Annotated in this window: 21 protein-coding genes; 14 read left to right on the top strand and 7 right to left on the bottom strand. The window is 55.4% G+C overall.

What is annotated here, in order from left to right:
• Nucleotides 1–128: 128 nt before the first annotated feature.
• Nucleotides 129–1,928 carry a hybrid sensor histidine kinase/response regulator gene (locus tag O5O45_RS18065; RefSeq protein ID WP_305900759.1) on the top strand — a complete coding sequence of 600 codons (1,800 nt, stop codon included), beginning with the start codon at nt 129–131 and terminating at the stop codon, nt 1,926–1,928.
• A gap of 15 nt (nt 1,929–1,943) precedes the next feature.
• Here O5O45_RS18065 and O5O45_RS18060 read toward each other — a convergent pair whose 3' ends face one another.
• A complete protein-coding gene (locus tag O5O45_RS18060) occupies nt 1,944–2,615 on the bottom strand; it encodes a response regulator (RefSeq protein WP_305900758.1) in 672 nt (223 codons plus the stop codon).
• 309 nt (nt 2,616–2,924) lie between these two features.
• On the bottom strand, nt 2,925–4,154 hold the full coding sequence (serA, locus tag O5O45_RS18055; RefSeq protein ID WP_305900757.1) for a phosphoglycerate dehydrogenase: 1,230 nt from the start codon (nt 4,152–4,154) through the stop codon (nt 2,925–2,927).
• Nucleotides 4,155–4,522: 368 nt separating this feature from the next.
• Here serA and O5O45_RS18050 point away from each other — a divergent pair, with 368 nt between their 5' ends.
• From O5O45_RS18050 to O5O45_RS18035, 4 genes are all read left to right on the top strand, one after another.
• On the top strand, nt 4,523–5,926 hold the full coding sequence (locus O5O45_RS18050; protein ID WP_305900756.1) for an FAD-binding oxidoreductase: 1,404 nt from the start codon (nt 4,523–4,525) through the stop codon (nt 5,924–5,926).
• A 22-nt stretch (nt 5,927–5,948) separates the two neighbouring features.
• Nucleotides 5,949–6,602, top strand: coding sequence for a fumarylacetoacetate hydrolase family protein (locus O5O45_RS18045; RefSeq protein WP_305906223.1), 654 nt, complete (start codon nt 5,949–5,951; stop codon nt 6,600–6,602).
• A 223-nt stretch (nt 6,603–6,825) separates the two neighbouring features.
• Nucleotides 6,826–7,374: a hypothetical protein gene (locus O5O45_RS18040; RefSeq protein ID WP_305900755.1), complete on the top strand. Its 549-nt coding sequence runs from the start codon at nt 6,826–6,828 to the stop codon at nt 7,372–7,374.
• Nucleotides 7,375–7,419: 45 nt separating this feature from the next.
• The gene (locus O5O45_RS18035; protein ID WP_305900754.1) at nt 7,420–8,571 is read left to right on the top strand and encodes a methyl-accepting chemotaxis protein; all 1,152 of its coding nucleotides are present in this window, start codon (nt 7,420–7,422) and stop codon (nt 8,569–8,571) included.
• A 78-nt stretch (nt 8,572–8,649) separates the two neighbouring features.
• Here O5O45_RS18035 and O5O45_RS18030 read toward each other — a convergent pair whose 3' ends face one another.
• Both O5O45_RS18030 and O5O45_RS18025 read right to left on the bottom strand, forming a co-directional pair.
• Nucleotides 8,650–9,450, bottom strand: a complete 801-nt coding sequence (locus O5O45_RS18030) for an immunoglobulin domain-containing protein (RefSeq protein ID WP_305900753.1) — start codon at nt 9,448–9,450, stop codon at nt 8,650–8,652.
• 285 nt (nt 9,451–9,735) lie between these two features.
• Complete coding sequence (locus tag O5O45_RS18025) at nt 9,736–10,629, bottom strand: LysR family transcriptional regulator (protein ID WP_305900752.1); 894 nt, start codon at nt 10,627–10,629, stop codon at nt 9,736–9,738.
• Nucleotides 10,630–10,773: 144 nt separating this feature from the next.
• Between O5O45_RS18025 and O5O45_RS18020 the strand changes: the two genes are divergently transcribed.
• Together O5O45_RS18020 and O5O45_RS18015 are read left to right on the top strand one after the other, a co-directional pair.
• Nucleotides 10,774–11,241, top strand: coding sequence for a carboxymuconolactone decarboxylase family protein (locus O5O45_RS18020; RefSeq protein ID WP_305900751.1), 468 nt, complete (start codon nt 10,774–10,776; stop codon nt 11,239–11,241).
• A gap of 413 nt (nt 11,242–11,654) precedes the next feature.
• Nucleotides 11,655–13,829, top strand: a complete 2,175-nt coding sequence (locus O5O45_RS18015) for a malate synthase G (RefSeq protein ID WP_305900750.1) — start codon at nt 11,655–11,657, stop codon at nt 13,827–13,829.
• 79 nt (nt 13,830–13,908) lie between these two features.
• Here the strand turns inward: O5O45_RS18015 and O5O45_RS18010 are convergent, their stop codons facing one another.
• The gene (locus tag O5O45_RS18010) at nt 13,909–14,376 is read right to left on the bottom strand and encodes a MarR family winged helix-turn-helix transcriptional regulator (protein WP_011395580.1); all 468 of its coding nucleotides are present in this window, start codon (nt 14,374–14,376) and stop codon (nt 13,909–13,911) included.
• Nucleotides 14,377–14,590: 214 nt separating this feature from the next.
• Here O5O45_RS18010 and O5O45_RS18005 point away from each other — a divergent pair, with 214 nt between their 5' ends.
• From O5O45_RS18005 to O5O45_RS17995, 3 genes are all read left to right on the top strand, one after another.
• Complete coding sequence (locus tag O5O45_RS18005) at nt 14,591–16,363, top strand: N-acetylglutaminylglutamine amidotransferase (RefSeq protein ID WP_305900749.1); 1,773 nt, start codon at nt 14,591–14,593, stop codon at nt 16,361–16,363.
• An 84-nt stretch (nt 16,364–16,447) separates the two neighbouring features.
• Nucleotides 16,448–18,208, top strand: coding sequence for an N-acetylglutaminylglutamine synthetase (gene ngg / locus O5O45_RS18000; RefSeq protein WP_305900748.1), 1,761 nt, complete (start codon nt 16,448–16,450; stop codon nt 18,206–18,208).
• A gap of 10 nt (nt 18,209–18,218) precedes the next feature.
• Nucleotides 18,219–19,436, top strand: coding sequence for an osmoprotectant NAGGN system M42 family peptidase (locus tag O5O45_RS17995; RefSeq protein ID WP_305900747.1), 1,218 nt, complete (start codon nt 18,219–18,221; stop codon nt 19,434–19,436).
• 3 nt (nt 19,437–19,439) lie between these two features.
• On the opposite strand, the gene O5O45_RS17990 is transcribed toward O5O45_RS17995, so the two are convergent.
• Both O5O45_RS17990 and tcdA read right to left on the bottom strand, forming a co-directional pair.
• Nucleotides 19,440–20,207 (bottom strand): substrate-binding periplasmic protein, encoded by a 768-nt coding sequence (locus tag O5O45_RS17990; RefSeq protein WP_305900746.1) that lies wholly within the window; start codon nt 20,205–20,207, stop codon nt 19,440–19,442.
• A 187-nt stretch (nt 20,208–20,394) separates the two neighbouring features.
• Entirely contained in the window at nt 20,395–21,186 is a 792-nt protein-coding gene (tcdA, locus tag O5O45_RS17985; RefSeq protein ID WP_305900745.1) for a tRNA cyclic N6-threonylcarbamoyladenosine(37) synthase TcdA, read from the bottom strand.
• A gap of 27 nt (nt 21,187–21,213) precedes the next feature.
• Here tcdA and O5O45_RS17980 point away from each other — a divergent pair, with 27 nt between their 5' ends.
• The 4 genes from O5O45_RS17980 to O5O45_RS17965 all read left to right on the top strand — a co-directional run bounded on the left by O5O45_RS17980 (nt 21,214) and on the right by O5O45_RS17965 (nt 24,138).
• The gene (locus O5O45_RS17980) at nt 21,214–21,402 is read left to right on the top strand and encodes a hypothetical protein (RefSeq protein ID WP_305900744.1); all 189 of its coding nucleotides are present in this window, start codon (nt 21,214–21,216) and stop codon (nt 21,400–21,402) included.
• Between the two features lie 135 nt (nt 21,403–21,537).
• Entirely contained in the window at nt 21,538–22,554 is a 1,017-nt protein-coding gene (locus O5O45_RS17975; RefSeq protein ID WP_305900743.1) for a response regulator, read from the top strand.
• Between the two features lie 42 nt (nt 22,555–22,596).
• Complete coding sequence (locus O5O45_RS17970; RefSeq protein ID WP_305900742.1) at nt 22,597–23,556, top strand: sensor domain-containing diguanylate cyclase; 960 nt, start codon at nt 22,597–22,599, stop codon at nt 23,554–23,556.
• 183 nt (nt 23,557–23,739) lie between these two features.
• Complete coding sequence (locus tag O5O45_RS17965; RefSeq protein WP_305900741.1) at nt 23,740–24,138, top strand: hypothetical protein; 399 nt, start codon at nt 23,740–23,742, stop codon at nt 24,136–24,138.
• Nucleotides 24,139–24,297: the final 159 nt, after the last annotated feature.

The following is a 24,297-nucleotide window of genomic DNA, read 5'->3' as shown; positions in this document are numbered from 1 at the left end:
GAAAATTCTGCTGTTAAACTGAAGTTGAATCGCCGCGCGGCAATCAAACTCATCTAAGATTAAAAGAGAGCGTGGCGTGTCGCTCATCCACCGATGAGATGCGTTCTCAGCCCAGCCCGGAGAGCAAGGTGAGACAAGAGCATAAAGCTAAGGATTCCAGTCGCTTAGGGACGGCGCCGGAGGAGTTTGAGCGCGCCCATCTGATCGAATCCGTCAAAATCCGATGCCAGCAGACGCTTCCTGCGGTGCAGGGCGTGTTTCTCATCATGGCGATCTTTTTATTCATGTTATGGGACCAGGCGCCGCTGTCGCGCATATTGCTGTGGGTGGGGCCCGTCGCGGCGGCGCAAATACTACGATTGCAGATCAGTCGTCAGATTATGCGTCAGCTGGACAGCATGACCTTTCAGGAAATTCTGCACAGCGACAGACGCTTGCTGCGCAGCAGCCTTTTCAATCAGGCGCTGGTCGGCACGGGCATTTGGAGCGTCGGCGCGGTGGAGACGGACAATGTCGCTTTTTTCATGACGCTGGCCATCAGCCTCTATGGGGTGGGGGCCATGGTGAATCTGGCGTCCGATTACCGCTCCTTTCTATTGTCCATTCCCCTGTTGATGGGGCAGCCTATTTTGTATTGGTCCTTGCAAGGGGTGGACGAGCTGCGCATCGCCGCGCCTCTGGCGACCCTGACGCTGTTGATGATCAGCTCGGTGCGTCGCAGCAGTCGCACTTTTGCGGAAAGCGTCGCGATGCGCTTTGAAAAGAGCGCGCTGCTGTACAAGGTCGAGGCGGAGCGTAAAAAAGCTGAAGAGGCGTTGGCGGCGGCGCAGGAGGCGAATAAAGCCAAGACCTATTTTATGGCCGCGGCCAGCCACGATCTGCGCCAGCCCTTGTACGCGGTGTCACTGTTGACGGACACGCTGTCGTATCAGCCTTTGGGGGAGACGGCGCAGGAAATTGTCAGCAAACAACGGCAGGCGATTGAAGTATTGCGTACGCTGTTCAACAACCTGCTGGACCTATCGCGTTTTGAAGCAGGCAAGTTTCAACCCAATATGAAGGCGTTGTCTCTGGAGGAAGTGATGCGGCCTCTGGAGGCGGAGTTCCAGCCATTGTGTCAGGCCAAAGGGCTGGCCTGGCGATGCAGTTATACACGGGTCAGTCTCTATTCCGACCTGGAGCTGCTGAGTCGTTTGCTTAATAACCTGATTTCCAACGCCATCCGTTACACCCACAAAGGCGAAGTCAGGGTGGACGCGGCGGTGGAAGGGCATCGAGTGGCGTTCACCATCAGCGACACCGGACCGGGGATTGAGCGAGACGACCAAGTGCGCATTTTTGAAGACTTTGTGCAGCTCAATAATCCCAGTCGCAATCGGGATAAGGGCATCGGCATGGGGCTGGCTATCGTACGCCGCATCAATGAAATCCTTGATGCGGGGCTGACCGTGCAGTCTTCTCCGGGCAAGGGATCGCGCTTTTCCTTTTACGCGCCCCAGGCGGAATATGCCTGTCTGGCGCCCAGCCTTCGAGAAATAGAAGCCCCGGACAATGCTTTCATCGATCTTAATGTCTGGTTGGTGGAGGACGACCCGTTGGTGAGGTCTGCGCTGTCTTTTCAATTCGACGCCTGGGGGTGCCGCTATGAAATCGTCGCCAACAAGGATGAACTGCTGGCGCTGCGCCATCGCAGCCAGGGCTGGCCGGACGCGCTGATTCTCGACGACATGCTGGACAAAGGCGAGGACGGGCTGGATATCGCCGACAGCCTGTCCCGGCAGATGCCGAAGGAAAAGATGCTGCTGGTGTCCGGCAATGTGCAGCCCGAGCGAGTAAAAGAGCTGCAGGAAAGTGGGTTCAGCTTTCTCACCAAACCCATCTCTTCGCACCAACTGCAAACCTGGATAGAATCCGTCGCGCACCACTAGCGGCTACAGAGCGCTTTAGATTACGCCCAGCTGTCGCGCCTTCAGAATCGCCTGTGCGCGATTACGCACTCCCAACGCCCTGAAGATGGTGTTCATATGGGTTTTCACTGTGCCTTCCGCCATGTCCAGGCGCGCAGCGATCACCTTGTTGGGCATGCCTTCCAGCAAATAATGAAACACCTGTTCCTGGCGAGGGGAGAAATAGGGGCGGGACTCAACGGCGGTATTGCCGATGGCCACGGTTCCCGCCGCCGGTTCGAACCCCAGCATGCGGATGGCGTGAGGCGGGATGTAGCAACTGCCGGCGAGCACGACTTTGACCGCGCTCACCACCACTTCAACCGGCGAGTTCTTGGGTACGTACCCGCGTACGCCGTACTCAAACGCTTTGGCGATGGTGTCGGTGGAGTCGTCGCCGGAGAAGATAATGATGGGGATGTCGGGATAGGCCTCCCGCATCGTCATCATCGCGTGGATGCCCTCGGCGTCAGACAGGTGCAGATCAAGCAAAACCAGACTGAAATCCGCGTTGTTGGCCAGTTTTTCCTTGGCTTCCGCCAGCGTGTTGGCCTTGTCGATCCAGTTACACAGCTTCAACGCCAGTAACGAAGTGGAGAGTGCGTCGATCACTATCGGGTGGTCATCGACCAGAAGGGCGCGAACGTCAGCGCAATGAGTGCTTTCCATGTTTTTCCCCTTGGCGAAATCGCGTATACGCCTTGATTTCCAGTGTAGTAATGCTGGCGCAGCACAACAATAAAATCGACATTTCTTTGGCCCTAAACTTTGGTTTAGGCGGGACTGTGGATAGGCGGACGGAAGCGAGAGGCGTATAACTGAAGCTGAGACAGGAGATACGACGGGTGGGGACTGACAGTCATCTCTCTGAGAAGAAGCTCGGGCGCGATGGTTATCCACCGCGCCCGTTTTTTTGACGCCGTCGTCTTGATCTCTCGATCAGTGCGAATTGCGTCGAGCTTCACTGTGCCGGGCTGCTTAGAACAGCACGCGGCAGCGAATGGTGCCTTTGACGGACTTGAGTTTTTGCAGCGCCAGATCGCTGTAATCCTTGTTCACGTCCACGACCACGTAGCCGACTTTGTCGTTGGTCTGCAGGTACTGACCGCAGATGTTGATGCCGTTGTCGGAGAACACGCTGTTGATCTCGGACAGCACGCCCGGCACGTTTTCGTGGATGTGCAGCAAGCGATGGTTCTGCGGATGCGAGGGCAGAGACACTTCAGGGAAGTTGACGGATGTCACGGTGGCGCCGGTGTCGCTGTACTTGGCCAGTTTCTCGCCGACTTCGCGACCGATGTTTTCCTGGGCTTCCATGGTGCTGCCGCCGACATGAGGCGTCAGAATGACGTTGTCGAATTCGCGCAGGGGAGAGACGAACTCTTCGTCATTGGAGCGAGGCTCCACCGGGAACACGTCGATAGCGGCCCCGAGCAGCTTCTTGGCGCGCAGTGCGTCCGCCAGGGCGTCGATATCCACGACAGTGCCGCGGGAGGCGTTGATGAAGATGCTCTTGTCCTTCATCGCTTCGAATTGCGCTGCGCCCATCATGTTCTTGGTGCTGGGGGTTTCCGGCACGTGCAGAGTGACGATGTCGCTGATGGCCAGCAATTCGTTCAGGCTGTCCACTGGTGCGGCGTTGCCCAGGGGCAGCTTGGTGGAAACGTCGTAGAAGTAGACTTTCATCCCCATGGCTTCCGCCATGATGCTCAACTGAGCGCCGATGCTGCCGTATCCCACGATGCCCAGGTTTTTGCCGCGAATTTCATAGCTGTCTTTCGCGTGCTTCAACCAGCCGCCGCGATGCGCCGAAGCGTTTTTCTCAGGAATGCCGCGCAGCAGCAGAATGGCTTCCGCCAGCACCAGTTCGGCGACGGAGCGGGTGTTGGAGTAGGGGGCGTTGAAGACGGCGACGCCTTTCGCCAGCGCTGCGTCAAGGTCGACTTGGTTGGTTCCGATACAGAAACAGCCGATAGCAATCAGCTTTTTCGCTTCTTCCAGCACGCTTTCAGTGAGCTGGGTGCGGGAGCGTATTCCGATGAAGTGAGCGTCAGCGATGCGTTCTTTCAGTTCCTGTTCGGGCAGGGAGCCCTTGTGATACTCGATATTGGTGTAGCCAGCCGCTTGCAGGGTGTCTATCGCAGACTGGTGCACACCTTCGAGAAGAAGGAACTTGATCTTGCTCTTGTCTAAGGACGTCTGTGTCATATCGGTTCGGACCTTTTGTGTAATCGCACTTATTTCCGCCGCTAAGTTCTTAAACAGAAAGGCTTCCCGGGCCGCCTCCATCGTTGTTCTATTTTTCAGGCTGGGAACGGCGCCGACAAACTCCGCCACTGGCGCTTAGCATTTTGGGCTCTGCTGTTGGTGACCAAACCCCGGATTCAGACATAAATCGCATCAGGGATCTACAGCGCAGGGCGCGTATGATACCATAATCGCCGCTTTTTGAACTCGCATATTCATATAAATCGCCGGTTGACCGATGTCTCTCCACCCCATGAGGGAAAAGGCTGCGCGCGCAGTGGCGACGCGGTTTTCCGGACGCTGATTACAAGGTGTTGTTGAGAAATTCTATGAGTAAGGTTGCGGCGGAACAGATCGTTGAGAGGCTTAAGGCCATTGTCGTTTCCGGCAAAGTGCTGACGGATGCGGATTCTTTACAGGCGTACGGCAAGGACTGGACCAAAAAATACGAGCCCGATCCCGTGGCTGTCGTGTTGCCCAAAACCACGGAAGAAGTGCAGGCGATTGTGCTGGCGGCTAATGAAATGGGCTTCGCCCTGGTGCCGTCAGGCGGCCGTACGGGTCTTAGCGCCGGCGCGGTGGCGGCCTCCGGCGAGGTAGTGGTGGCGTTCGACGCCATGAACAAGATCAGCGACTTCAACCCCGCCGACCGCACCCTGGTATGTCAGGCTGGTGTGATTACCGAGCAACTGCAGAATTTCGCCGAGGAACAGGGGCTGTTTTACCCGGTGGATTTCGCCTCCGCCGGCTCCAGTCAGATTGGCGGTAACCTGTCCACTAACGCCGGCGGCATCAAGGTGATCCGTTGGGGCATGAGCCGCGATTGGGTGGCCGGCCTGAAAGTGGTTACCGGCAAGGGCGATATTCTCGAACTCAACAAAGGTCTGGCCAAGAACAACACTGGCTATGATTTGCGCCACCTGTTTATTGGCGCCGAGGGCACGCTGGGCTTCATCACCGAAGCCACCATGAAGCTGACCCGTCAACCTAAAAATCTCACGGTGCTGGTGCTCGGCCTGAGTCACTTCAATCATGTGATGGATGTTTTGCAGGCGTTTTCCCGCCGCATTGACCTGACCGCATTCGAATTTTTCTCCGACAAGGCGCTGCGCCATGTCTTGGCTAACGGCGATGTGACGGCGCCCTTCGAGGGCGAAGCGCCGTTTTACGCGCTGTTGGAGTTTGAGTCGTTGATGGAAGAAACCCTGGAAGAAGCCATGGGCGTATTCGAGGAATGCATGGAAAACGGCTGGGTGGTGGATGGCGTTATCAGCCAGAGCGAAACTCAGGCCAAAAATCTGTGGCGTCTGCGTGAAGATATTTCCGAATCCATTTCCAAGTTCACGCCTTATAAGAATGATATCTCAGTCGTTCCCAGTAAGGTGCCTGAATTCCTGACTGAAATTGACGAAATTGTCGCCAGTCGCTACCCGGATTTTGAGATCATCTGGTTCGGACATATCGGCGACGGCAACCTGCACTTGAATATTCTGAAGCCGGAAGGACTGGCTAAAGAGGAATTCTTCGCCAAGTGTGAAGCAGTGAACACCCAGGTGTTTGAAACCGTGCAGCGTCATCAGGGCAGCGTATCCGCCGAGCATGGCGTGGGCTTGCTGAAAAAGGACTATCTGCAGTACACCCGCACTCCGGAAGAAATCGCTTACCTGAAGGCGATCAAGGTGGCGTTTGATCCCAACAATGTGATGAACCCCGGCAAAGTGCTGGATATCTAAACGGGAAAGCGGAGCGATGGCTATGGTCAAGGCGCATTTTATTGGCGGCGGCGATTTTGAAAGTCAGATCGGCAAAGTGGTGTGCGTAGGGCGCAATTACGCTGAGCACGCCCGGGAATTAAACAACCCGGTGCCGACCACACCTATCCTGTTTATCAAGCCGAACACATCGGTGGTGGACATGCGGGGCCCACTCGTTATTCCTGAAGGGGATGTGCATTATGAAACGGAGATCGCTCTGCTTGTCGGCAAGCCGTTGAAAAACGCGACGCCCCAGGAAGCGCGTAGCGCTGTCATCGGCGTTGGGCTGGCTCTGGACCTGACCCGCCGCGACCTGCAATCCGCTCTGAAGGAAAAAGGCCTTCCGTGGGAAGTCGCCAAAAGCTTCGATGGCGCCTGCCCGCTGTCGGATTTCGTTTCTGTGACGGCGGAGGACGACCTCGCCGACCTGACTTTCAGTATGTATCTGAACGGCGAGCTGCGTCAGGACGGTAAGGCGTCGGACATGATTACTGCGATAGCGCCACTCCTGGCCTATATGTCTTCGCACTTCACATTGCTGCCTGGCGATGTGGCGCTCACTGGCACGCCGGCGGGCGTCGGTCGACTGCGATCCGGCGATCGCATTGAGCTGTCCTTGTCCCTTGGGATGGATATCGCCACTTCCGTCGCTTGATAGGAATGGGCGCGCTGCGCCCATTCCTTTTCCTGCTCTTTTCGGCCTCCACAAACTCCACAAACTGACTTCTCTTTTACGCCAGAACCCTAGCGCAGCTTGACTCCGCTCATAGTGTCGGCGGGCCTGCAACAACATGTTACAGTTGCGCCGGTTAAGCCTTCATGCGCCGTCTATACTTAGTTGGTTACGCACTAAAAAAATAAATTTGTAGAGGTTGGTCATGAAGTTACCTACGTCATTGCGCTTGTTAATGACCATTAAGGCGCGCGTTATTCTTTTGTTCCTGGTCTTTATTCTTATCTCGGCGACGTCATCGTATTTTTTGAATCTCCGCATCAGTGAAATATCCGACACTGTATCCGTGCAGTTGCAGAGCATTGACGCCCAAAATGAGCTGGTGCGGGAGCAAAACCAGTTGATGGGAGAGCAGCAGAAAATTTATGACCGGGTGGCGGCGATCACTCAGGCGCAGCTGTTGTTGAGCGAGTTGCAGTACTGGTTTTTTCACGCTTCACTGGCGGCGGATCGCAATTCATTGAGCCTGGGCGAAACCACATACAGCCGGGTGAAGAAAATGCTGGCGGACCTGGCGGTGAATGATCCAGAACGTGAGGAGCGCTTCAAGAAGATTCAGGATGCACTGGACCGTTACCAGAATTTTGCGGTGAGAATGTTTGGCTTCTATGAGGAGCGCTCCATGACCATGGGCAAGTCCATGAGCGAACGGGCGCGCGGGGAAGCCATCAAGTTCATTACCATGCTGAACTAGATTCGCGGCGAGTACGAGGCGGCGCAGAAAACCTCTGCGGAAGGCGTGGCGGCGGCGGCCGATAAGGTCGCGCATCAGGGCAGTCTGGTGCAGGAAGGCGCCTTGTCGATAGGCGGCGCCGTTGACGATGCGCGCCGGGCGAGTCTGGCGGGGCTTGGTTTTATGGTGATCTCCTGTCTGTTGTTGGGCGCGTTTTTCATTTGGTCGGTGGTGCGGCCGGTGCGAAAAGTGACTCGGGTGATTTCCGATATCGAAGCGCAGAATGATCTGACCCGCACTATTGATTACGACAACTCAGATGAATTGCAGGATATCACTGAGGCCCTGGATCGCATGCTGCTCAAGTTCCGCAGCCTGATCAGCGATGTCGGCAAAGCTACAGAAGTGTTGCAAGGCGTGGCGGCGGAGGGGGCTGACGGTAGTTTGAAACTGGCGGACCAGGTCAATCAACAACAGGCGGAAACTTCTATGGTGGCGGCGGCGACCAACGAGATGACCGCGACGGCCAAGGGTATTCAGGAGACGACGGACAGCGCCGCGCATATTGCGGAAGAGGTGACCGACCTGACCGAAGCGGGACGCAGTGCGATGGCGGCGTCGGTGCGCTCAATCGAGGACCTGTCCAAGCGCATTCAGAGCGCCAGTGAAGTCATTGGCAAGCTGGCGCAGCGCACCGAATCCATCGGCGGCGTGCTGGACGTTATTCGCGGCATTTCCGAGCAAACTAATCTGCTGGCCTTGAACGCCGCCATTGAAGCGGCGCGGGCGGGCGAATTGGGACGTGGTTTTGCGGTGGTGGCGGATGAAGTGCGTAGCCTGGCCAAGCGCACCAACGAATCGACTACGGAAATACAGGAGGTGGTGCAAAACCTGCAACGGGATGCGGAGAGCGCGGTAGGCGAAATCGGCGTCAGTCTGAACGAAAGCAAGCTCAGCGTTTCGAAGATCGACGACTGCCGCAAAGCTTTGGAAGCTATCTCTGGCGCGGTGGCGCGTATGCATGAGCTGAATCATCAAGTCGCCCAGGCGACCGCGGAGCAGTGCGAAGCAGTGCAGAGCATTGACCGCAGCATTGATAATCTGAGCGGTCAAACCAATGAGATCAATGGGCTGGCGGAGGCCACCACGGATATGTCCTCAAGATTGAATGAGGTCAGTAGCGATATCCGCACGGCGGTTGGACTCTTCAAGTTTTGAATCTCCGATTCAACAGAAAAAACGCAGGCGGGTTAACCCGCCTGCGTTTTTTGCTTTCTGATCGTGTTAAGCGTTGGCTTAGAAGATCGTTTTGCTCATCAGTTCAGAGAAGTCGCTTTCCATTCCGCTGGTGTCGATAGCGGTAATGGTGAAGTAGTGCGTGCCGGTTTCCAGGTTGTCGAAGTAGTGATAGTACTGGCCGGCGGGCACGTCATAAGTCGCTTCCAGGGAACCTGCATCGTTAGTGACGTAGATGCGGTAGCCTGAGATGTCTTCCAGAGCCAATGCGCTGCCGTCTTCGCGAGTGGTGGGCGGCTGCCAGAACATGTTGGCGGTTCTATCCACGAATACAGTGACTTGCGCGCTGTTGCTGATCACGGAGCCAGTGGTGTTGGAGACGATCACATCATAGCTCCCCTGGTCGTCCATGGTGGCGGCGCTGATGTCGTAGTAAGACATAACCGCATCAGGGATAGCCACGCCGTCCTTACGCCATTGGTAAGACAGTGTGCCGCTGCCGGTAGCGGAGACGTTCAGAGTGGTCAGATTGTTGACTGACACATACTGAGACACTGGCTGGAAAGTAATGCTGATGTCTACCGCCACGGTTTGTTCTTCTATGGTGGTCGTGCCGCTGGTGGAGGTATCCGCAACGGTGGTTGTCGTTGTGGAAGTGTCCGTAGCAGTGGAGGCGTCAGTAGTAGAAGTATCAGTAGTAGTAACGTCTGTGGTCTTTTTCCAGGAACCCTTTGTGCTGACTTGAGTGTCGCTGGAGCGCTTCCAGGAAGCGGCTTCCGCCATGGGCGCCAATTGAGCCAGCAGGCCGCTAGCCAGAATGACGCTGAAAACTTTTGCGGTAAATTTGGTAGTAGTAGTCATTTTATTGTTCCCCAGATGAATGGTGGTTCGTAACTGTTGGGCCATTCTACGGATTATTTTTTAGTCAAAAGTTGTAAAACGCACATAAAATGTACAAAAATGCGTCAAAAAATTGGCTATTTATTGAACTGAGAGATAGTCCATTTGGGGTATGTGAACTAATTGGGACAAAGGCGCCGATTAGTTCACGCTGAGAAAATCTGAAAAGAGAAAGCAAGAAGAAATGTTGAAGGTTTTGGGGGAGGAAGATCGCTTGGCGATGGATTTATTCCTCTGTGAGGCGCCTTATTGGGGGATGTGTGCGCCAAGAAAGTCCAAAAAGGCGCGGATAGCCGGTCGCATATAATGGTTGTCAATATAGACCGCGTAAATCTCGGCGCCTTTTTCTGAATAGAGTGAGGCGTTCCATTGCGGCAGCAGTTGTACTAAACGTCCTTCATCTATATAGGGTTGCATCGACCATTGTGTGAGCAGCGTGACCCCGGCGCCCTGTAGCGCGCATTCCAGTAGCGGCGTGCCGCCGACGGAGCGGATAGAGCCTTGCACCTGCACACGACGATACTCCTGGCCCTTGCGGAAATGCCACCAGGCCTGACGACGCCCACGACTTATCAGTAAGCAATTATGCTGCGCCAGTTCGTCTGGGGTTTGCGGTGAGCCAAATCTTTGCACATAGTCCGGACTGGCGCATAACAGCGTGCGGCCGTCGGTCAACTTCTTGGCTTTAAGTCGTGAGTCTTCCGGCGGGCCGATGCGTATAGCGATGTCCACGGCGTCCCGATAAAGGTCTACTATCTGATTTTCCAGCTCGATATCGATACTGACCTTGGGATAAAGCGCGAGAAATCGCGGCAGCAGCGGGGCGATGCGCAATCTGCCATAGCTCTCGAACACCGAAATGCGCAAGCGGCCTTCGGGCTCGCTGTGCTGTTGGCGTAAGGATGCAATGGTGTCGTCGACCTGAGCCAGAATGTCTTCCGCGCGTTTGAGTAGAAAGTGGCCTTCATCACTGAGAATAAGCTGTCTTGTCGTACGCTTGAAAAGCTTGGTCTGTAGCTTTGCCTCCAGATTGTCGATTTGCCGGGAGACGGAAGACGGAGATAGCACCAATGCCTTGCCTGCGGCGGAGAAGCTGCCGCATTCACAGCATTTGATAAAGGTTTTGAGTTCGTCGAGCATGCGTGTATTTTACCGTTGACGGAGAGTGATTGGCTTTGCGTTTTATGCAAAACAGATTTGATTATAGGTCTTATTCTTAAGTTTTTTGCATAGGTTGATAATGTTCTTGGCTAAAGCCGATATCGTTAAATTAATAGAAGGAACATGATGATGAGCACTCGTATCGCCCTGGCTGAAATCCCCAAACCCCTGTACGCGGCTATGATGACTGCGGAAAGCTACATACGCGGAACTGGTCTCGCCACAGAGTTGCTGGAGCTGGTGCGTCTGCGGGCGTCGCAGATTAATGGCTGCGCTTACTGTGTCGATATGCACTACAAGGACGCGGTGGCGGAGGGTGTTGACCCGCTGAAATTGAACGCCGTCGCGGTGTGGCGGGAAATGGCTTGTTTTGATGACAAGGAACGCGCGGCGCTGGCGCTGACGGAAACATTGACCCTGCTGGCGGAGCAGAAAGTAGAAGACGCTTTAATGGAAAAGGTGATCAGCCTGTTTGGGCATGCGCAGGCGGCGAACCTTGTTCTGGCTATCGCACAGATCAACAGTTGGAACCGCCTGGCGAAGACTTTTGCCTATACTCCCGGCGATTACCAGGTGGGGCAGTACTCTTAACTGTCCGACGACGCAGACCCTATCTACATCTATGCGGCGGGGGCGTTCGCTCCTTCCGCTGCTTTCTCCTCCTCTCTCCTCCTCTCTCTATCCCGTATCACCGCCAGCGCTCTTTCTATCTATGTAGGTTTCTATATAGGTTTGCATCGGTGATACGCGGATTTTCACCCGACTTTTCTGCGGCGGTAGTTTAATCCTTACGCCCGATTACCTGGGCCGTAATTTTGCTAGTAATCTTTTGCACATGATTATCTACGTATTTTCACGTAAAATGACGCGCTCTTCGCCTGCTTCGGAACGGATGGGGACCCGTAATGAAGCGTCTGCGGCAATCTTTGCGGCATCATGTTGCACAGGTCTGTCGATACGCGAAGGGATTCAGGAAACCACAAGAGAGTGTGTTGAGGCTTACTATGACAGATAGAGTACAAGTAGGCGGCTTACAGGTCGCTAAGGTTCTGTACGACTTTGTAAATGAAAAAGCGATCCCCGGAACTGGCGTTTCTGCGGATAAGTTCTGGTCCGAGCTGGAAGCCATCATCAATGAAATGGCTCCCAGAAATAAGGCGTTATTGAAAAAGCGCGATGAGCTGCAGGCGCAGATAGACGCCTGGCACCGCGAGAACCCAGGCAAGGTCGATCTGTCGGCCTATAAAACATTTCTACAAGACATCGGTTATCTGGCGCCGGAGGCGGAAGACTTCCAGATCTCCACCGCCAATGTGGACCCGGAAATCGCCACCATGGCCGGTCCGCAACTGGTTGTGCCGGTGATGAACGCCCGCTTCGCCCTCAACGCCGCCAATGCGCGCTGGGGCAGCCTGTACGACGCTTTGTACGGCACTGACGTTATCTCCGAAGAAAACGGCGCGGAGAAGGGCAAAGGTTACAATCCGGTGCGCGGCGCCATGGTGATCGAGTTTGCGCGCAAGTTTTTAGACGAAGCAGCTCCTCTGGCCTCAGGCAGTCATAAGGACGCCGTCGGCTATAGCGTGGAGAACGGACGTCTGGCGGTGAAACTGCAGTCCGGCGCAAGCGTCGGCCTGCTGGATGAAAGCAAACTGGCAGGCTACGTTGGCGAGCCCTCCGCGCCTAAAGGCGTTCTGCTGCAAAACAATGGTTTGCGTTTTGAGATTCAGATCGACGCTGACAGCCCTATTGGTAAAACCGATCCCGCTGGCGTCAAAGATGTTCTGATGGAAGCTGCATTGACCACCATTCAGGACTGTGAAGACTCTGTCGCCGCGGTGGACGCGGAAGACAAAGTGGTGGTTTACGGCAACTGGCTCGGCCTGATGAAAGGCGATCTGGCGGAAACCTTCGACAAAGGAGGCAAGGCTGTCACGCGCACCTTGCATGCTGACCGTGAATACATCGCCCCGAATGGCGAGCGTTTCAGTCTGCCAGGGCGCAGCCTGTTGTTCGTGCGCAACGTTGGTCACTTGATGACGATCGACGCCGTGCTCGACAGCCATGGCGAAGAAATTCCAGAAGGCATCCTCGACGGCATGATGACGTCACTGATCGCCATTCACGACCTGAAAGGCCAAGGTCCTTTGCGCAATAGCAAGACCGGCAGCGTTTATATTGTTAAACCGAAAATGCATGGCCCGGAAGAGGTAACGTTCACCAACGATCTGTTCGCCCGTATCGAGGATGCGTTGGGACTGTCCCGTTTCACGCTGAAAGTCGGCATTATGGATGAAGAGCGTCGCACCACTATCAATCTGAAGGCCTGCATCAAAGCGGCGGCGGACCGGGTGGTGTTCATCAATACCGGATTCCTGGATCGTACTGGCGATGAAATCCACACCAGTATGGAAGCCGGTCCTGTGGTGCGTAAGGCGGCGATGAAACAGCAGCCATGGATTAACGCCTATGAGGACTGGAACGTGGATACCGGTCTGGCGGTAGGCCTGAAAGGCAAGGCGCAGATTGGCAAAGGCATGTGGCCGATTCCCGATGAAATGGCGCAGATGCTTCAAGCCAAGATTGGTCATCCGCAGGCGGGCGCCAACTGCGCCTGGGTGCCGTCTCCCACTGCTGCGACCTTGCACGCCTTGCATTATCACAAGGTGAGTGTGGCGGCGCGTCAGGAGGAGATCGCTTCCCGTACGCGGGCGTCGCTGGACGATATCCTGACCATACCGTTGCTGGGCGACCAGGCTTTGTCCGCGCAGGATATTCAGCAGGAGTTGGATAACAACGCGCAGGGTATTCTGGGGTATGTGGTGCGTTGGGTCGATCAGGGCGTGGGATGTTCCAAAGTACCTGACATTAATGATGTTGGCCTGATGGAAGACCGCGCCACGTTGCGCATTTCCAGTCAGCATATCGCCAACTGGCTGCGTCATGGCGTTTGCTCGAAAGAGCAGGTGCTGGAAACCATGCAGCGTATGGCGGCGATTGTAGACCGTCAGAACGCCGGCGACCCCGGTTACCGCAATATGGCGCCGAACTTTGACGACAGCGTGGCGTTTCAAGCCGCATGCGACTTGGTGCTGAAAGGGTGCGAGCAGCCCAACGGCTACACTGAACCGTTGCTGCACGCCTATCGTCGTAAGGCGAAAGCCAAATTCGGCGGTTGATCCCGTAGCTGAATGCAAAACGCCCGGCTTGAAGCCGGGCGTTTTTGTTTGTGGACGAAGGGCGCGTTGCGACAGTTTCTTAAGTGACGGAACCCACCGCCAGCAATGGCGAAGCGTCAATATCGGTGGCGTCCATCATGTCCGCGACCTTGGCGAGACTGGCCAGGATCAGATATTGTTCCCATTCCGGCAAGTTATCGAAGCGGGAGGTGAACAGTTCCTGCAATGGCCGGGGGGCGCCAGCCAGCACTTCTTTGCCTTCATCCGTCAGCACCAGATAAATGCGCCGCTTGTCCACCGAGTCGCGGATGCGCGCCACCAGACTTTTCTTTTCCAGGCGGTCCACGATGCTGGTGACCGTCGCCTGGCTCAGACTGATATTCTGCGCGACCTGGCTCATGGTTGTGTTTCTGGAGTCGCCGATTGAACGAAGAATTAATAACTGCGGCGCGGTGAGTCCGGTTTCTTTGCCCAATTGCTTGGAGCGGAGGTCCGCTGCACGAATAATCCTTCGTATCAGGACCAATACTTCATCGTGTCGAGTCATGGGTAAATTACATCAATGGAAAAACTCATATTATCCTTCATACTTGTTGGGCTATCCACCTTTTAATTTGTGACATAAATATTACATGACAAAATTTTAAAATAGCCTAATAACAGAAGTATAGGAGGCTTTGTGCTATTCGTTTACTTTGTTGTCAAAGTAAATGTGTGCTAATATTGATCAGCTATATGTATGAACAAACCAAGGAGTTCTTATGTGTGGCATATGCGGAGAGATCCGCTTCGACAACCACTCGCCCGATTTAAATTTCATCCGACACGCCAACGACATTCAAACCCCCCGCGGCCCGGACGCCGAAGGCGTCTTCGTTCAGAACAATATCGCATTCGGCCACCGGCGCCTGAAAATCATGGACCTTTCCGACGCATCCCAGCAGCCGCTGTACGATCCTGCGTTAGGATTGGCGCTGGTGTTCAATGGCGCTATCTACAACCATCGGGAATTGCGATCTGAACTGGAAGGGCGGGGTTATACATTTTACTCCGATGGCGATACGGAAGTGGTGTTGAAAGCCTATCACGCTTGGGGCAAGGATTGCCTGACCCGTTTTAACGGGATGTTTGCGCTGGCGGTTTGGGAGCGCGACAGTGGTAAAACTATGCTGGCCCGCGATCGTCTCGGCATCAAGCCGCTTTATTTTCAACATGACGCCAAGGTGCTGCGTTTCTCTTCTTTTATGCCGGCGCTGGCGAAAGCGTCGGACTTCAACGCGCGGATCAATCCAAAAGCGTTGAATATGTATCTCAACTTTCACTCCGTGACACCGGCGCCTGATACGATTTTTGAAGGCATCTACAAAGTACAGCCAGGAACCTGGATGGAACTGGATAACACCGGAAAGATCCAGACGAGCAGTTACTGGAGTCTTGCGTTCGGCATGCAACCCGGGGATGAGTCTCTGACCGCTGAAGATTGGCGCGATCGCCTGCTGGAGGCTCTGTTCGCGTCCGTGCGCCGTCGCAATAACGCGGCGGTTGAGGTCGGCGTACTGCTTTCCGGCGGCGTCGATAGCAGCCTGCTGGTCGGGTTGCTGGCGGAAGTGGTCCCGGACGGATTTCAGACCTTCTCCATCGGCTTCGAAGCGGTTGGCGGCGAAGAGGGGGATGAGTTCCACTATTCCGATATCATCGCTAATCACTTCGGTACTCGTCATCATAAGATTCAGATCGCCTCTGACCGCATGTTCTCGGCCTTGCCGAAAGCCATCGATGCGATGTCGGAGCCCATGGTGAGCCATGACTGCGTGGCGTTTTATCTGTTGTCCCAGGAAGTCAGCAAGTATTGCCGGGTGGTGCAGAGCGGGCAGGGCGCCGACGAGGTGTTCGGCGGCTATCACTGGTATCCGCCACTGGTGGGTGCGCAGGACCCCTACGCCTGTTATCGCGAGGCGTTTTTCGATCGCAGTTATGAGGAGTACAAGCAGACAGTGCAGCCCCGCTGGATAGCGCCGGATTACGCCGGCGAGTTCGTCAAGCAGCACTTTCTGCGTCCTGGCGCCGATGACCCGGTGGATAAGGCGTTACGTCTGGATATGAGCGTCATGTTGGTGGACGACCCGGTGAAGCGGGTGGATAACATGACCATGTCCGCCGGATTGGAAGCGCGGGTGCCGTTCCTTGATCACGAACTGGTGGAGCTGGCCGCGCGCATCCCATCGCCTTTGAAGGTGAGAGATGAAGGCAAATGGATTCTGAAGGAAGCGGCGCGCCGCGTGATTCCCTCTCAAGTGATCGACCGCCCCAAAGGTTATTTTCCGGTGCCTGCGCTGAAGTATCTGCGTGGCGCCATTCTGGAATGGGTGAAGGAAGCCCTGTCCACGCAAAGCGCACGGGAGCGCGGCCTGTTTGATCAGGCGTATGTGGACAACCTGTTGTTGTCGCCCGATATGCACATTACGCCGTTGCGCGGCTCCAAACTCTGGCAGCTTGGCCTGCTGGAGCTTTGGCTGCAGCGCCACAATTTATAACGGTAAGCATTATTCAGCCGTGAAGCCCGCAGCGTCGTACCGGCGCTGCGTTAAGCAACCTCAGGCACGAAAGGTTACATCAATATGGCTATTACACCCCGCCACCATCATGAAAGGATGTTGCGCAAACAAATGCCGTCATACGAATCCATGCAGGCGGAACATATACGCGCCGACGCGGACGCGGACGCTCCCAGAAATGTGAGCGTTCACTGCGGCTGGGGGCGTCTGCTGCTGGCGAATACGTTCGAAAGCCCGAAAGAGCTGGCGAAGAGTCTGGCGGAAGAATCCACCGGCGATCGCGATATCGCGCTCTACGTAGCGGACCCGCATGTGGTGCTGAGTCATGCGCCGCAGTCGCTGTTTCTGGACCCCTCCGACACCATGCGCTTGTGGATGAGTCAGTATCGTCCGCGTACTCGCGCCCTGCCGGGCGTCACCGTCAGACGCGCCAGCAGCACGGCGGATGTGGAAGCGCTGAATGCGATTTTCACCCAGAGAAAAATGGTCTGCGCGCCGGTGAATCATGTACTCGCGCATCGTCACTCCAAGGATGTCGTCTATCTGGTGGCTGAGGCGTTGGGCAGCGGCAAGATCATCGGCACCGTGATGGGCGTGAACCATATCAAAGCCTTTGGCGATCCCAGCAAGGGCTCCAGCCTGTGGTGTCTGGCGGTGTCCCCGGACAGCAAGACTCCGGGCGTCGGCGAGGCGCTGGTGCGCTACCTGGCGGAATACTTTCAGACGCGGGAATGCCAGTACATGGACCTCAGTGTGCTGCATGACAACTACGAAGCCAAGGCGCTGTACGAAAAGCTCGGATTTCAGGCGATACGCACCTTCGCGCTGAAAAAGAAAAACGCCATCAACGAGAAGTTATTTGTTGGGCCGGAGCCATCCGCGAAGCTGAATCCCTACGCAAAAATCATCGTCAACGAAGCCATGCGTCGCGGCATAGAAGTGGTCATCGACGATGAGGTCAACAACCTGTTCACCCTTAGCTTCGGTGGTCGTCGCATACGTTGCCATGAATCCCTCACCGATATGACGACGGCGCTGTCCATGTCGCTGTGCCAGAACAAAATGCTGACGCATCGCACCTGCGCCCGCGCCGGCCTGCGGACGCCGATATATCAGCTCTATCAATCACGGGAACAGGCGGAAGAGTTCCTCGCCGATCATGGTGCGGTGGTGGTGAAGCCCCTGGATAGCGAGCAAGGCAAAGGCATTTCCGTGGATATCCGCAATGTGGATGACCTGCACGCAGCCATCAGCAAAGCGGAAAGCGTTTCCTCTTCTGTGCTGCTGGAGACTTATCATCCGGGGTTCGATTTGCGGGTGGTGGTGATCGACTTCGATACTGTGGCGGCGGCGATTCGTCGTCCGGCGGAGATCTACGGCAATGGACGCGACTCCATTCGCACACTGGTGGAAAAACAAAGCCGTCGTCGCGCTGCTGCGACGGGTGGGGAAAGCCAGATCCCCATAGATGCGGAAACTGAGCGCTGTATTCGCGAGGCGGGCTATGACTGGGACAGCGTGCTGCCAGTGGAAGCGCACCTGTTTGTGCGGCGCACCGCCAATCTGCATACCGGCGGGACGCTGATTGACGTCACCGACGATCTGCATCCCGAACTGCGAGCGGCGGCGGAAGAAGCCGCCAGAGCGCTGCAAATTCCGGTGGTGGGGATGGACTTCATCGTCAAGGACCACACCTCGCCGGATTACGTCATCATTGAAGCTAATGAACGCCCAGGGCTGGAAAATCACGCGCCCCAGCCGACGGCGCAGCGTTTTATCGATTTGCTGTTCCCGCTGACGCGGAGTGTACGACATGCATCTTAGAGGCGAAGTTATGATAGAAGAGAAAGGCTATACCCTGGACTCTGAGTACCTCACCAAAGTATTGCTCGAACTGCTGGCGATACCTTGCCCCTCGGGATTCACCGATGGAGCGGTCGTTTATGTTTGCGAGCGTTTGAGCGAGCTGGGTATTGATTATGAACTGACCCGGCGCGGCACCATTAAAGGACGATTGCAGGGCAAACTGAATGCGCCGCAACGGGCCGTGGTGACGCACCTGGACACCATCGGCGCTATGGTGCGTGAAATCAAACCCAATGGCCGGCTGTGTCTGACCCCGGTCGGGCACTGGTCAAGCCGCTTCGCGGAAGGTTCACGCGTGACCATCTTCAGTGACGGCGGCTGTTTCAGAGGATCGGTATTACCTTTATATGCGGCGGGACACCGCTACAACGAAGAGGTGGACCGCCTTCCGGTGACCTGGGATCACGTGGAAATCCGCGTGGACGAATGCATTTACTCCAAAGAAGACGCCCTCAGAATCGGTATCTGCGTGGGCGACTTTGTGGCCTTTGATCCCAATCCGGAATTTCTACCCAACGGTTTTGTCGTCTCTCGCCATCTGGACAACAAGGCGGGAACCGCCGCGTTATTGACGGGATTGAAAGCCATTGTTGAGCACGATCTGCCGCTGGCGATGGATTGTCTGCCGATATTTACCCTGACGGAAGAAATAGGTTCCGGCGTCGGACACGCGATTGAGGCGGACGTCACGGAGTTTGTGGGCATTGATATCGGCCCGGTGGCGGAAGGGCAGAACGCCAAAGAGCATGGCGTCACCATTGCGATGAAAGACTCCTCGGGACCATTCGACTGGCATCTAACCCGGCACCTGATTCATTTGTGTCAGGACCACAATATTCCCCATCAGCGCGACGTGTTCCGCTATTACTATAGCGATGCGGTGTCGGCGGTGCAGGCGGGCCATGATATTCGCCATGCGCTGGTGACCTTCGGCACTGACGCCACTCATGGCTACGAGCGCACCCATATCGATGCGCTGACTGCGATTTCCGACCTGGTGGTGCGTTATGCGCAAAGTGAGCCGGTGCGTCCCCATGACGCCCAGGCGAATATTCCCAAGGAGGATTTCCAGGACCAGATTACCTGGGACGAAATGCAGTTTGGCGGCACTGCCGTGCCGACGGTGAACGAAGTGCTGGGCGAGCGTGAGAAAGGCGGGCGAAGCAAAAAACAGGTCATGAAGTAAGCGCTAAAACTTGCCTTTGAGCATGTCGTCCATGTAGCTGTCAAAAACGCCGGCTTTGTCCATTTCCTCCAGACTGGCCGTCAGCAGGGAAGAAAGGCGTTCGCTGTCAGGATGGGCGCGGGAGAATAAAATGAAGCCCTGTGTTGTGGTGAGCGGTTTGGCCAGGGTGGTCAGCAGGTCCGCCATGCCGGGGTCGAACTGCTCCCGTACGATGCGCCAGCCGGTCATTTCATCAATGGGGAAGAGATCAATGCGTCGCCGCAGCAGTTTGCGGAAATTAATGTCGTCGCGGGCGGTTTCCTCCAGCCCGAACACATTGCTGCGGGCGGCGTTCCAGAATTCGTCGGAATAGGTGTAGCCGATGGTGGCGCCGACGCGATAGGGCTTCAGGTCGGAGAACTTGCTCCAGTTGGGAATCGGGTTGGACTTGAGGTGAAAGAACACCTCGTTATGCCAGGACACTGGCCCCACCTGATAAAATTCCGCGTTGCGTTCTTCATTGAAAAACCAGAAAGAGCTGGCGTGAACGCGCAAGGTGCGCACTTCCTCGTAGGCCCGTTTCCAGGGCAGATACACAAATTCCACCTTAATGTTTTTGCGTTTGAACGCTTCCCGCACCAGACGGTTGACGTAGCCGCCATAGGTGGATTTCTCGACGGCCCAGGGGGAGTAGTCGCCAGTGCTGATAGTGATGGTTTCCGCCGCGCCGCAGAAGGTCGCGGCGAGCGTCACGATGATGGAGCCCAGAAAAGCCGTTACACGTCTGTTCATAACATTCAACCCAGTACGCCGAGGTTATGGCGCGACTCGGAAGACTGCGCCCGGCTGCTGCGGGAAGTCGAAGGGTCGCTATAGACTAAGCATAGGCCATAGTCGTGAAACCGCTAGGGTTTGTAAGCGGCTCGGCGTGGCGCTGCGAGACGCCATTCGCGACGAATAGACGGGGGTAGGCGTGAGCTTATTTGTTTGCGCTTTCCTGCAGCTTTTTCAGTACCCGCGATACGGCGATAAAGCCGAAAGTGGCGGTGACCGCCGTGGCGGCGCCGAAACCGGAAGCGCAGTCCAGACGCGTGCTCTCCATATTGCCCGGTTTGCTCTGGCAGACTTCTCCCTCCGCGTCTGGATAGACCTGTTGTTCGGTGGAAAATACCGCCTCCACGCCGAAGCGGCGTTGCGGATTATCGGGAAAGTTGTATTCCTGGCGTAGACGTTTGCGGGTTTTCGCCAGCAGCGGGTCGTGATAGGTGCGGCTCAGGTCGCAGGCTTCGATGCGGGTAGGGTCGGTCTGGCCGCCTGCGCCGCCGACAGTCACGATCTTGATCTTGTTACGCCGGCAATAGGCGATGATGGCGCATTTATGGCGTACGCTGTCGATGGCGTCAATGATGAAGTCATAGCCGCGATTCAGCAGCTCCGCCACATTTTTCTCAGTGACGAATTTGAACTCTGTGCGCACGTCGCATTGCGGATTGATCGCCTTGATGCGCTCCGCCATGACTTCGATTTTGTTGCGCCCAAAGGTGCTTTGCAAGGCGTGAATCTGCCGATTGGTGTTGGACACGCAGATGTCATCCATATCGATCAGGGTGATGGTCCCCACGCCAGAGCGGGCGAGGGCCTCCGCCGCCCAGGAGCCGACGCCGCCAATGCCGATCACGCAGATGTGGGCGTTGCGAAAGCGCTCCAGCGCGCGGCGGCCGTACAGGCGGGCGATGCCCCCGAAGCGAAAATTGTAATCTGAATCTGTCATGGCGGTCTGATCCGGGACTAATGCTGAATGAATCCGGCTGAGCGCGCGGGAAACTTGGCGCGGCGCAAGCAAAGTGCGGATTATAAGCGCCATCGGGCAATTTTTCTAAATTTTCCAAGCAGTCGCGGACTGCTCTTTTTTGCCAATAAGGTCAAGATGATCTTTACTTATCTACAGGATATCGGCAAGGGCGCGCCTAAGATTTCGACAACCTAAGCCAACCCGAGGGAGAGTTTGACCACCTGCAAATTGGCTGCTGACGAAAGACAGGTGGAGACCGTTCGTTGGGCTCAGTAGTCACATCCAAACAACCGCTATCGTATATGCAGACAACTTTAACTGGACTTATACATGACCATTCCCATTCTTATTTGCGATGACTCAGGCGTAGCGCGCAAGCAGATGGCCAAGTCGCTGCCTGCGGGCTGGGATGTTGAGGTCAGTTTCGCCGCCAACGGCCAGGAAGCGATTGATCTGATTCATCAGGGGCTGGGGGATGTGTTATTTCTCGACCTTAATATGCCGGTTATGGACGGCTATCAGACGCTCGAGGTAATCAGCAAAGAAGAGTTGCCGACAGTCGTTATTGTCGTATCCGGCGATATTCAGCCCGACGCTAAAAAACGCGTGATAGGGTTGGGCGCATTCGACTTTATTAAAAAGCCGATCAACGGCGATGAGCTGACGGCGATTCTGCAGAAGACCGGTCTTTACACCGAAACCGGCGTGCCGGCCAAGGCGACCGCCCCGGTGGTGGATCGCTCCGCCAAGCATCAGGGCGCCATTTCCATGTTCGACGCCTTCCAGGAGGTGGCTAACGTCGCCATGGGGCAGGCGGCCGACCTGCTGGCGCGTTTGCTGGACGTGTTTGTGCTGCTGCCGATACCGCGGGTGAATCTGCTGGAAATATCCGAACTGCAGATGGCGCTGCAGGCGACGGAGGACAATGATACTTATTCTGGTGTGTGTCAGGGCTTTATAGGTTCAGGCATCGCCGGCGAAGCCTTCCTGCTGTTCCATGACTCCAGCTTCAAGGATATGGCGAAGCTGATGCGTTATGACGGCAAACTGAATGAGCTGGTTGAACTGGAGCTGCTGATGGATGTGTCATCGGTGCTGATCGGCGCCTGTATCAAAGGCATCGCCGAGCAGCTGGACATCGCCTTCAGCCAGGGGCATCCGGTGGTGCTGGGGCAGCACGTGAACGTCGGCGATTTGTTGAGCAACAACAACTGGCGCTGGACCAAAACCCTGGCCATCGAGATTTGCTACAGCATTGAGAACTACAACATCAATTGCGACCTGCTGCTGCTTTTTACGGAAGACTCGCTGCCGGTATTTCGCGATAAGGTGGCGTACTTAATATAAAGTCGCAATTAATATAAAAAGTATAAGGAAAACGATAAGTCCATGGCTGAGAATCACTTCGACATTACAGAATTCCACTGGGTAATGGATATGCTCCAGACCATCGATGTCGGATTGGTGGTGCTGGACTCGGAATACCGCATCAACGTCTGGAACAGTTTCATGGAAAACCATAGCGGGATGCGGCCGCATGTGGTGAAGGATCGTGTGTTGTTTGAGGTCTTCAAGGAGATCCCTGAGGAGTGGTTCAAGCATAAAACCCAATCCGTGTTCCTGCTCAAAAACCGCACCTTCACGACCTGGGAGCAGCGTCCGTTTCTGTTCCGCTTCAAAAACTACCGTCCGATCACCGGGACGGAAGAGTTCATGTACCAGAACATCACCATTACGCCTTTGGTGTCGCCTAACGGCGAGGTGCAGAATATCTGCCTGATTATTTACGACGTCACCGACATCGCCAGTAACCGGCGCCAGTTGGAAGCCGCCAATTCCAAGCTGGAGAAGCTCAGCCGCATCGACCGGTTGACCCAGCTTAACAATCGCGGCTATTGGGAGGAGCAGTTGGTGAAAGAATATCAGCGGGTGAAGCGCACCAATGAAGCCAGTACGCTGATTATGTTCGATATCGATCACTTCAAGAAGGTCAACGACACCTATGGCCATCCGGCGGGAGATGAAGTGATTCGAGCGGTTTCCGCCGCATTGCGGGACACTATGCGCAGCACCGATATCGCCGGCCGCTACGGCGGTGAGGAATTCGGCGTCATATTGGTGAATACCGACTGCAAAAACGCCATGAACTTCGCTGAGCGCCTGCGCACCCGCATCGAGAATCTGGAAGTCACCCACGAGGGGCGCGATATCCGTTTCACTGTCAGTCTGGGCCTGGCGGAATTGGATAAAAAGATTAAAGATCATAAAGAATGGATCGAACGCGCCGACACCGCCTTGTACGCCTCCAAACAGGGGGGACGTAACCGCGCTACGACCTATGAAAAATAACGAGGGATTTCAGCGAAGTGCGCGTCCCTAAAGGCTTGGGTCGGAGTTATGATGTGATAAAAAGTCACCGCTAGGGAAAGTGGGCGCTATCAACATTTTTTTGCTTTTAAACGGTCGTTTGGTTAGAGTTTCGGCGGTCGTTTGTCGCGAGAACCAGAAATGAAGGCGTCCCCAAGGAGTCGGTTGAAAAATCCAGCTACCCACCTGCATGCTGAATTGAAAATCAAGCGAGGACTGTTGTCGCGGGAGTGGGTAAAGGTGCAGATTCTGCAATTTTCCGCGGAAGGTATGCTATTGCGCACCGATGAAAATCTTCAGGTCGGGGGCAAGGCGGTTATTTCTCTTAAGCTGCCCATGGACTTCGGCGACATCGCCATCAACAAAGTCGAAATCAATGTCAAAGACCGCCAGAAGGTATGTAGTTGCTTCGATTATGAGGTTGAGTTCAATTTGGGCGGCAGCATGCTGCAGAGCGACAGGATTCGCAAAGACCTCAAACAGATTGAATCCCTTCTTTCCCGCTACGACTCCCTGATCAACAAAATCCGCAACGGCCCGCTTTCCAGCAATAATCCCGGCTGATCTTTCCCGTCCGCCAACCGGCGCGAACCCAATCATATTTACGCAATCTCACGTCAAAACCGGCTGTTGTCTGAAAAACTTGTAAAGCAAACCATGTTAACCCTGGTTAACGTATGGAGTATGCTAGTTCCGCCAGAGAATTTAATCGCCGTGGAGGTA

The organism is Hahella sp. HNIBRBA332, assembly GCF_030719035.1.
Lineage (GTDB): Bacteria > Pseudomonadota > Gammaproteobacteria > Pseudomonadales > Oleiphilaceae > Hahella.
The sequence above is the reverse complement of the archived record's forward strand: the minus strand, read 5'-3'. Positions and strand labels throughout refer to the sequence as shown.

What these genes read in the sequence shown, in the direction of transcription:
- O5O45_RS18015 (WP_305900750.1), top strand. Translation starts at nt 11,655, where the DNA reads ATGACAGATAGAGTACAAGTAGGCGGCTTACAGGTCGCTAAGGTTCTG.
- O5O45_RS18010 (WP_011395580.1), bottom strand. Translation starts at nt 14,376, where the DNA reads ATGACTCGACACGATGAAGTATTGGTCCTGATACGAAGGATTATTCGT.
- O5O45_RS18025 (WP_305900752.1), bottom strand. Translation starts at nt 10,629, where the DNA reads ATGCTCGACGAACTCAAAACCTTTATCAAATGCTGTGAATGCGGCAGC.
- O5O45_RS17995 (WP_305900747.1), top strand. Translation starts at nt 18,219, where the DNA reads ATGATAGAAGAGAAAGGCTATACCCTGGACTCTGAGTACCTCACCAAA.
- O5O45_RS18060 (WP_305900758.1), bottom strand. Translation starts at nt 2,615, where the DNA reads ATGGAAAGCACTCATTGCGCTGACGTTCGCGCCCTTCTGGTCGATGAC.
- O5O45_RS18045 (WP_305906223.1), top strand. Translation starts at nt 5,949, where the DNA reads ATGGTCAAGGCGCATTTTATTGGCGGCGGCGATTTTGAAAGTCAGATC.
- O5O45_RS18050 (WP_305900756.1), top strand. Translation starts at nt 4,523, where the DNA reads ATGAGTAAGGTTGCGGCGGAACAGATCGTTGAGAGGCTTAAGGCCATT.
- O5O45_RS17990 (WP_305900746.1), bottom strand. Translation starts at nt 20,207, where the DNA reads ATGAACAGACGTGTAACGGCTTTTCTGGGCTCCATCATCGTGACGCTC.
- O5O45_RS18020 (WP_305900751.1), top strand. Translation starts at nt 10,774, where the DNA reads ATGATGATGAGCACTCGTATCGCCCTGGCTGAAATCCCCAAACCCCTG.
- O5O45_RS17980 (WP_305900744.1), top strand. Translation starts at nt 21,214, where the DNA reads ATGAATCCGGCTGAGCGCGCGGGAAACTTGGCGCGGCGCAAGCAAAGT.
- ngg (WP_305900748.1), top strand. Translation starts at nt 16,448, where the DNA reads ATGGCTATTACACCCCGCCACCATCATGAAAGGATGTTGCGCAAACAA.
- O5O45_RS18040 (WP_305900755.1), top strand. Translation starts at nt 6,826, where the DNA reads ATGAAGTTACCTACGTCATTGCGCTTGTTAATGACCATTAAGGCGCGC.
- O5O45_RS18030 (WP_305900753.1), bottom strand. Translation starts at nt 9,450, where the DNA reads ATGACTACTACTACCAAATTTACCGCAAAAGTTTTCAGCGTCATTCTG.
- O5O45_RS17970 (WP_305900742.1), top strand. Translation starts at nt 22,597, where the DNA reads ATGGCTGAGAATCACTTCGACATTACAGAATTCCACTGGGTAATGGAT.
- tcdA (WP_305900745.1), bottom strand. Translation starts at nt 21,186, where the DNA reads ATGACAGATTCAGATTACAATTTTCGCTTCGGGGGCATCGCCCGCCTG.
- serA (WP_305900757.1), bottom strand. Translation starts at nt 4,154, where the DNA reads ATGACACAGACGTCCTTAGACAAGAGCAAGATCAAGTTCCTTCTTCTC.
- O5O45_RS17975 (WP_305900743.1), top strand. Translation starts at nt 21,538, where the DNA reads ATGACCATTCCCATTCTTATTTGCGATGACTCAGGCGTAGCGCGCAAG.
- O5O45_RS18005 (WP_305900749.1), top strand. Translation starts at nt 14,591, where the DNA reads ATGTGTGGCATATGCGGAGAGATCCGCTTCGACAACCACTCGCCCGAT.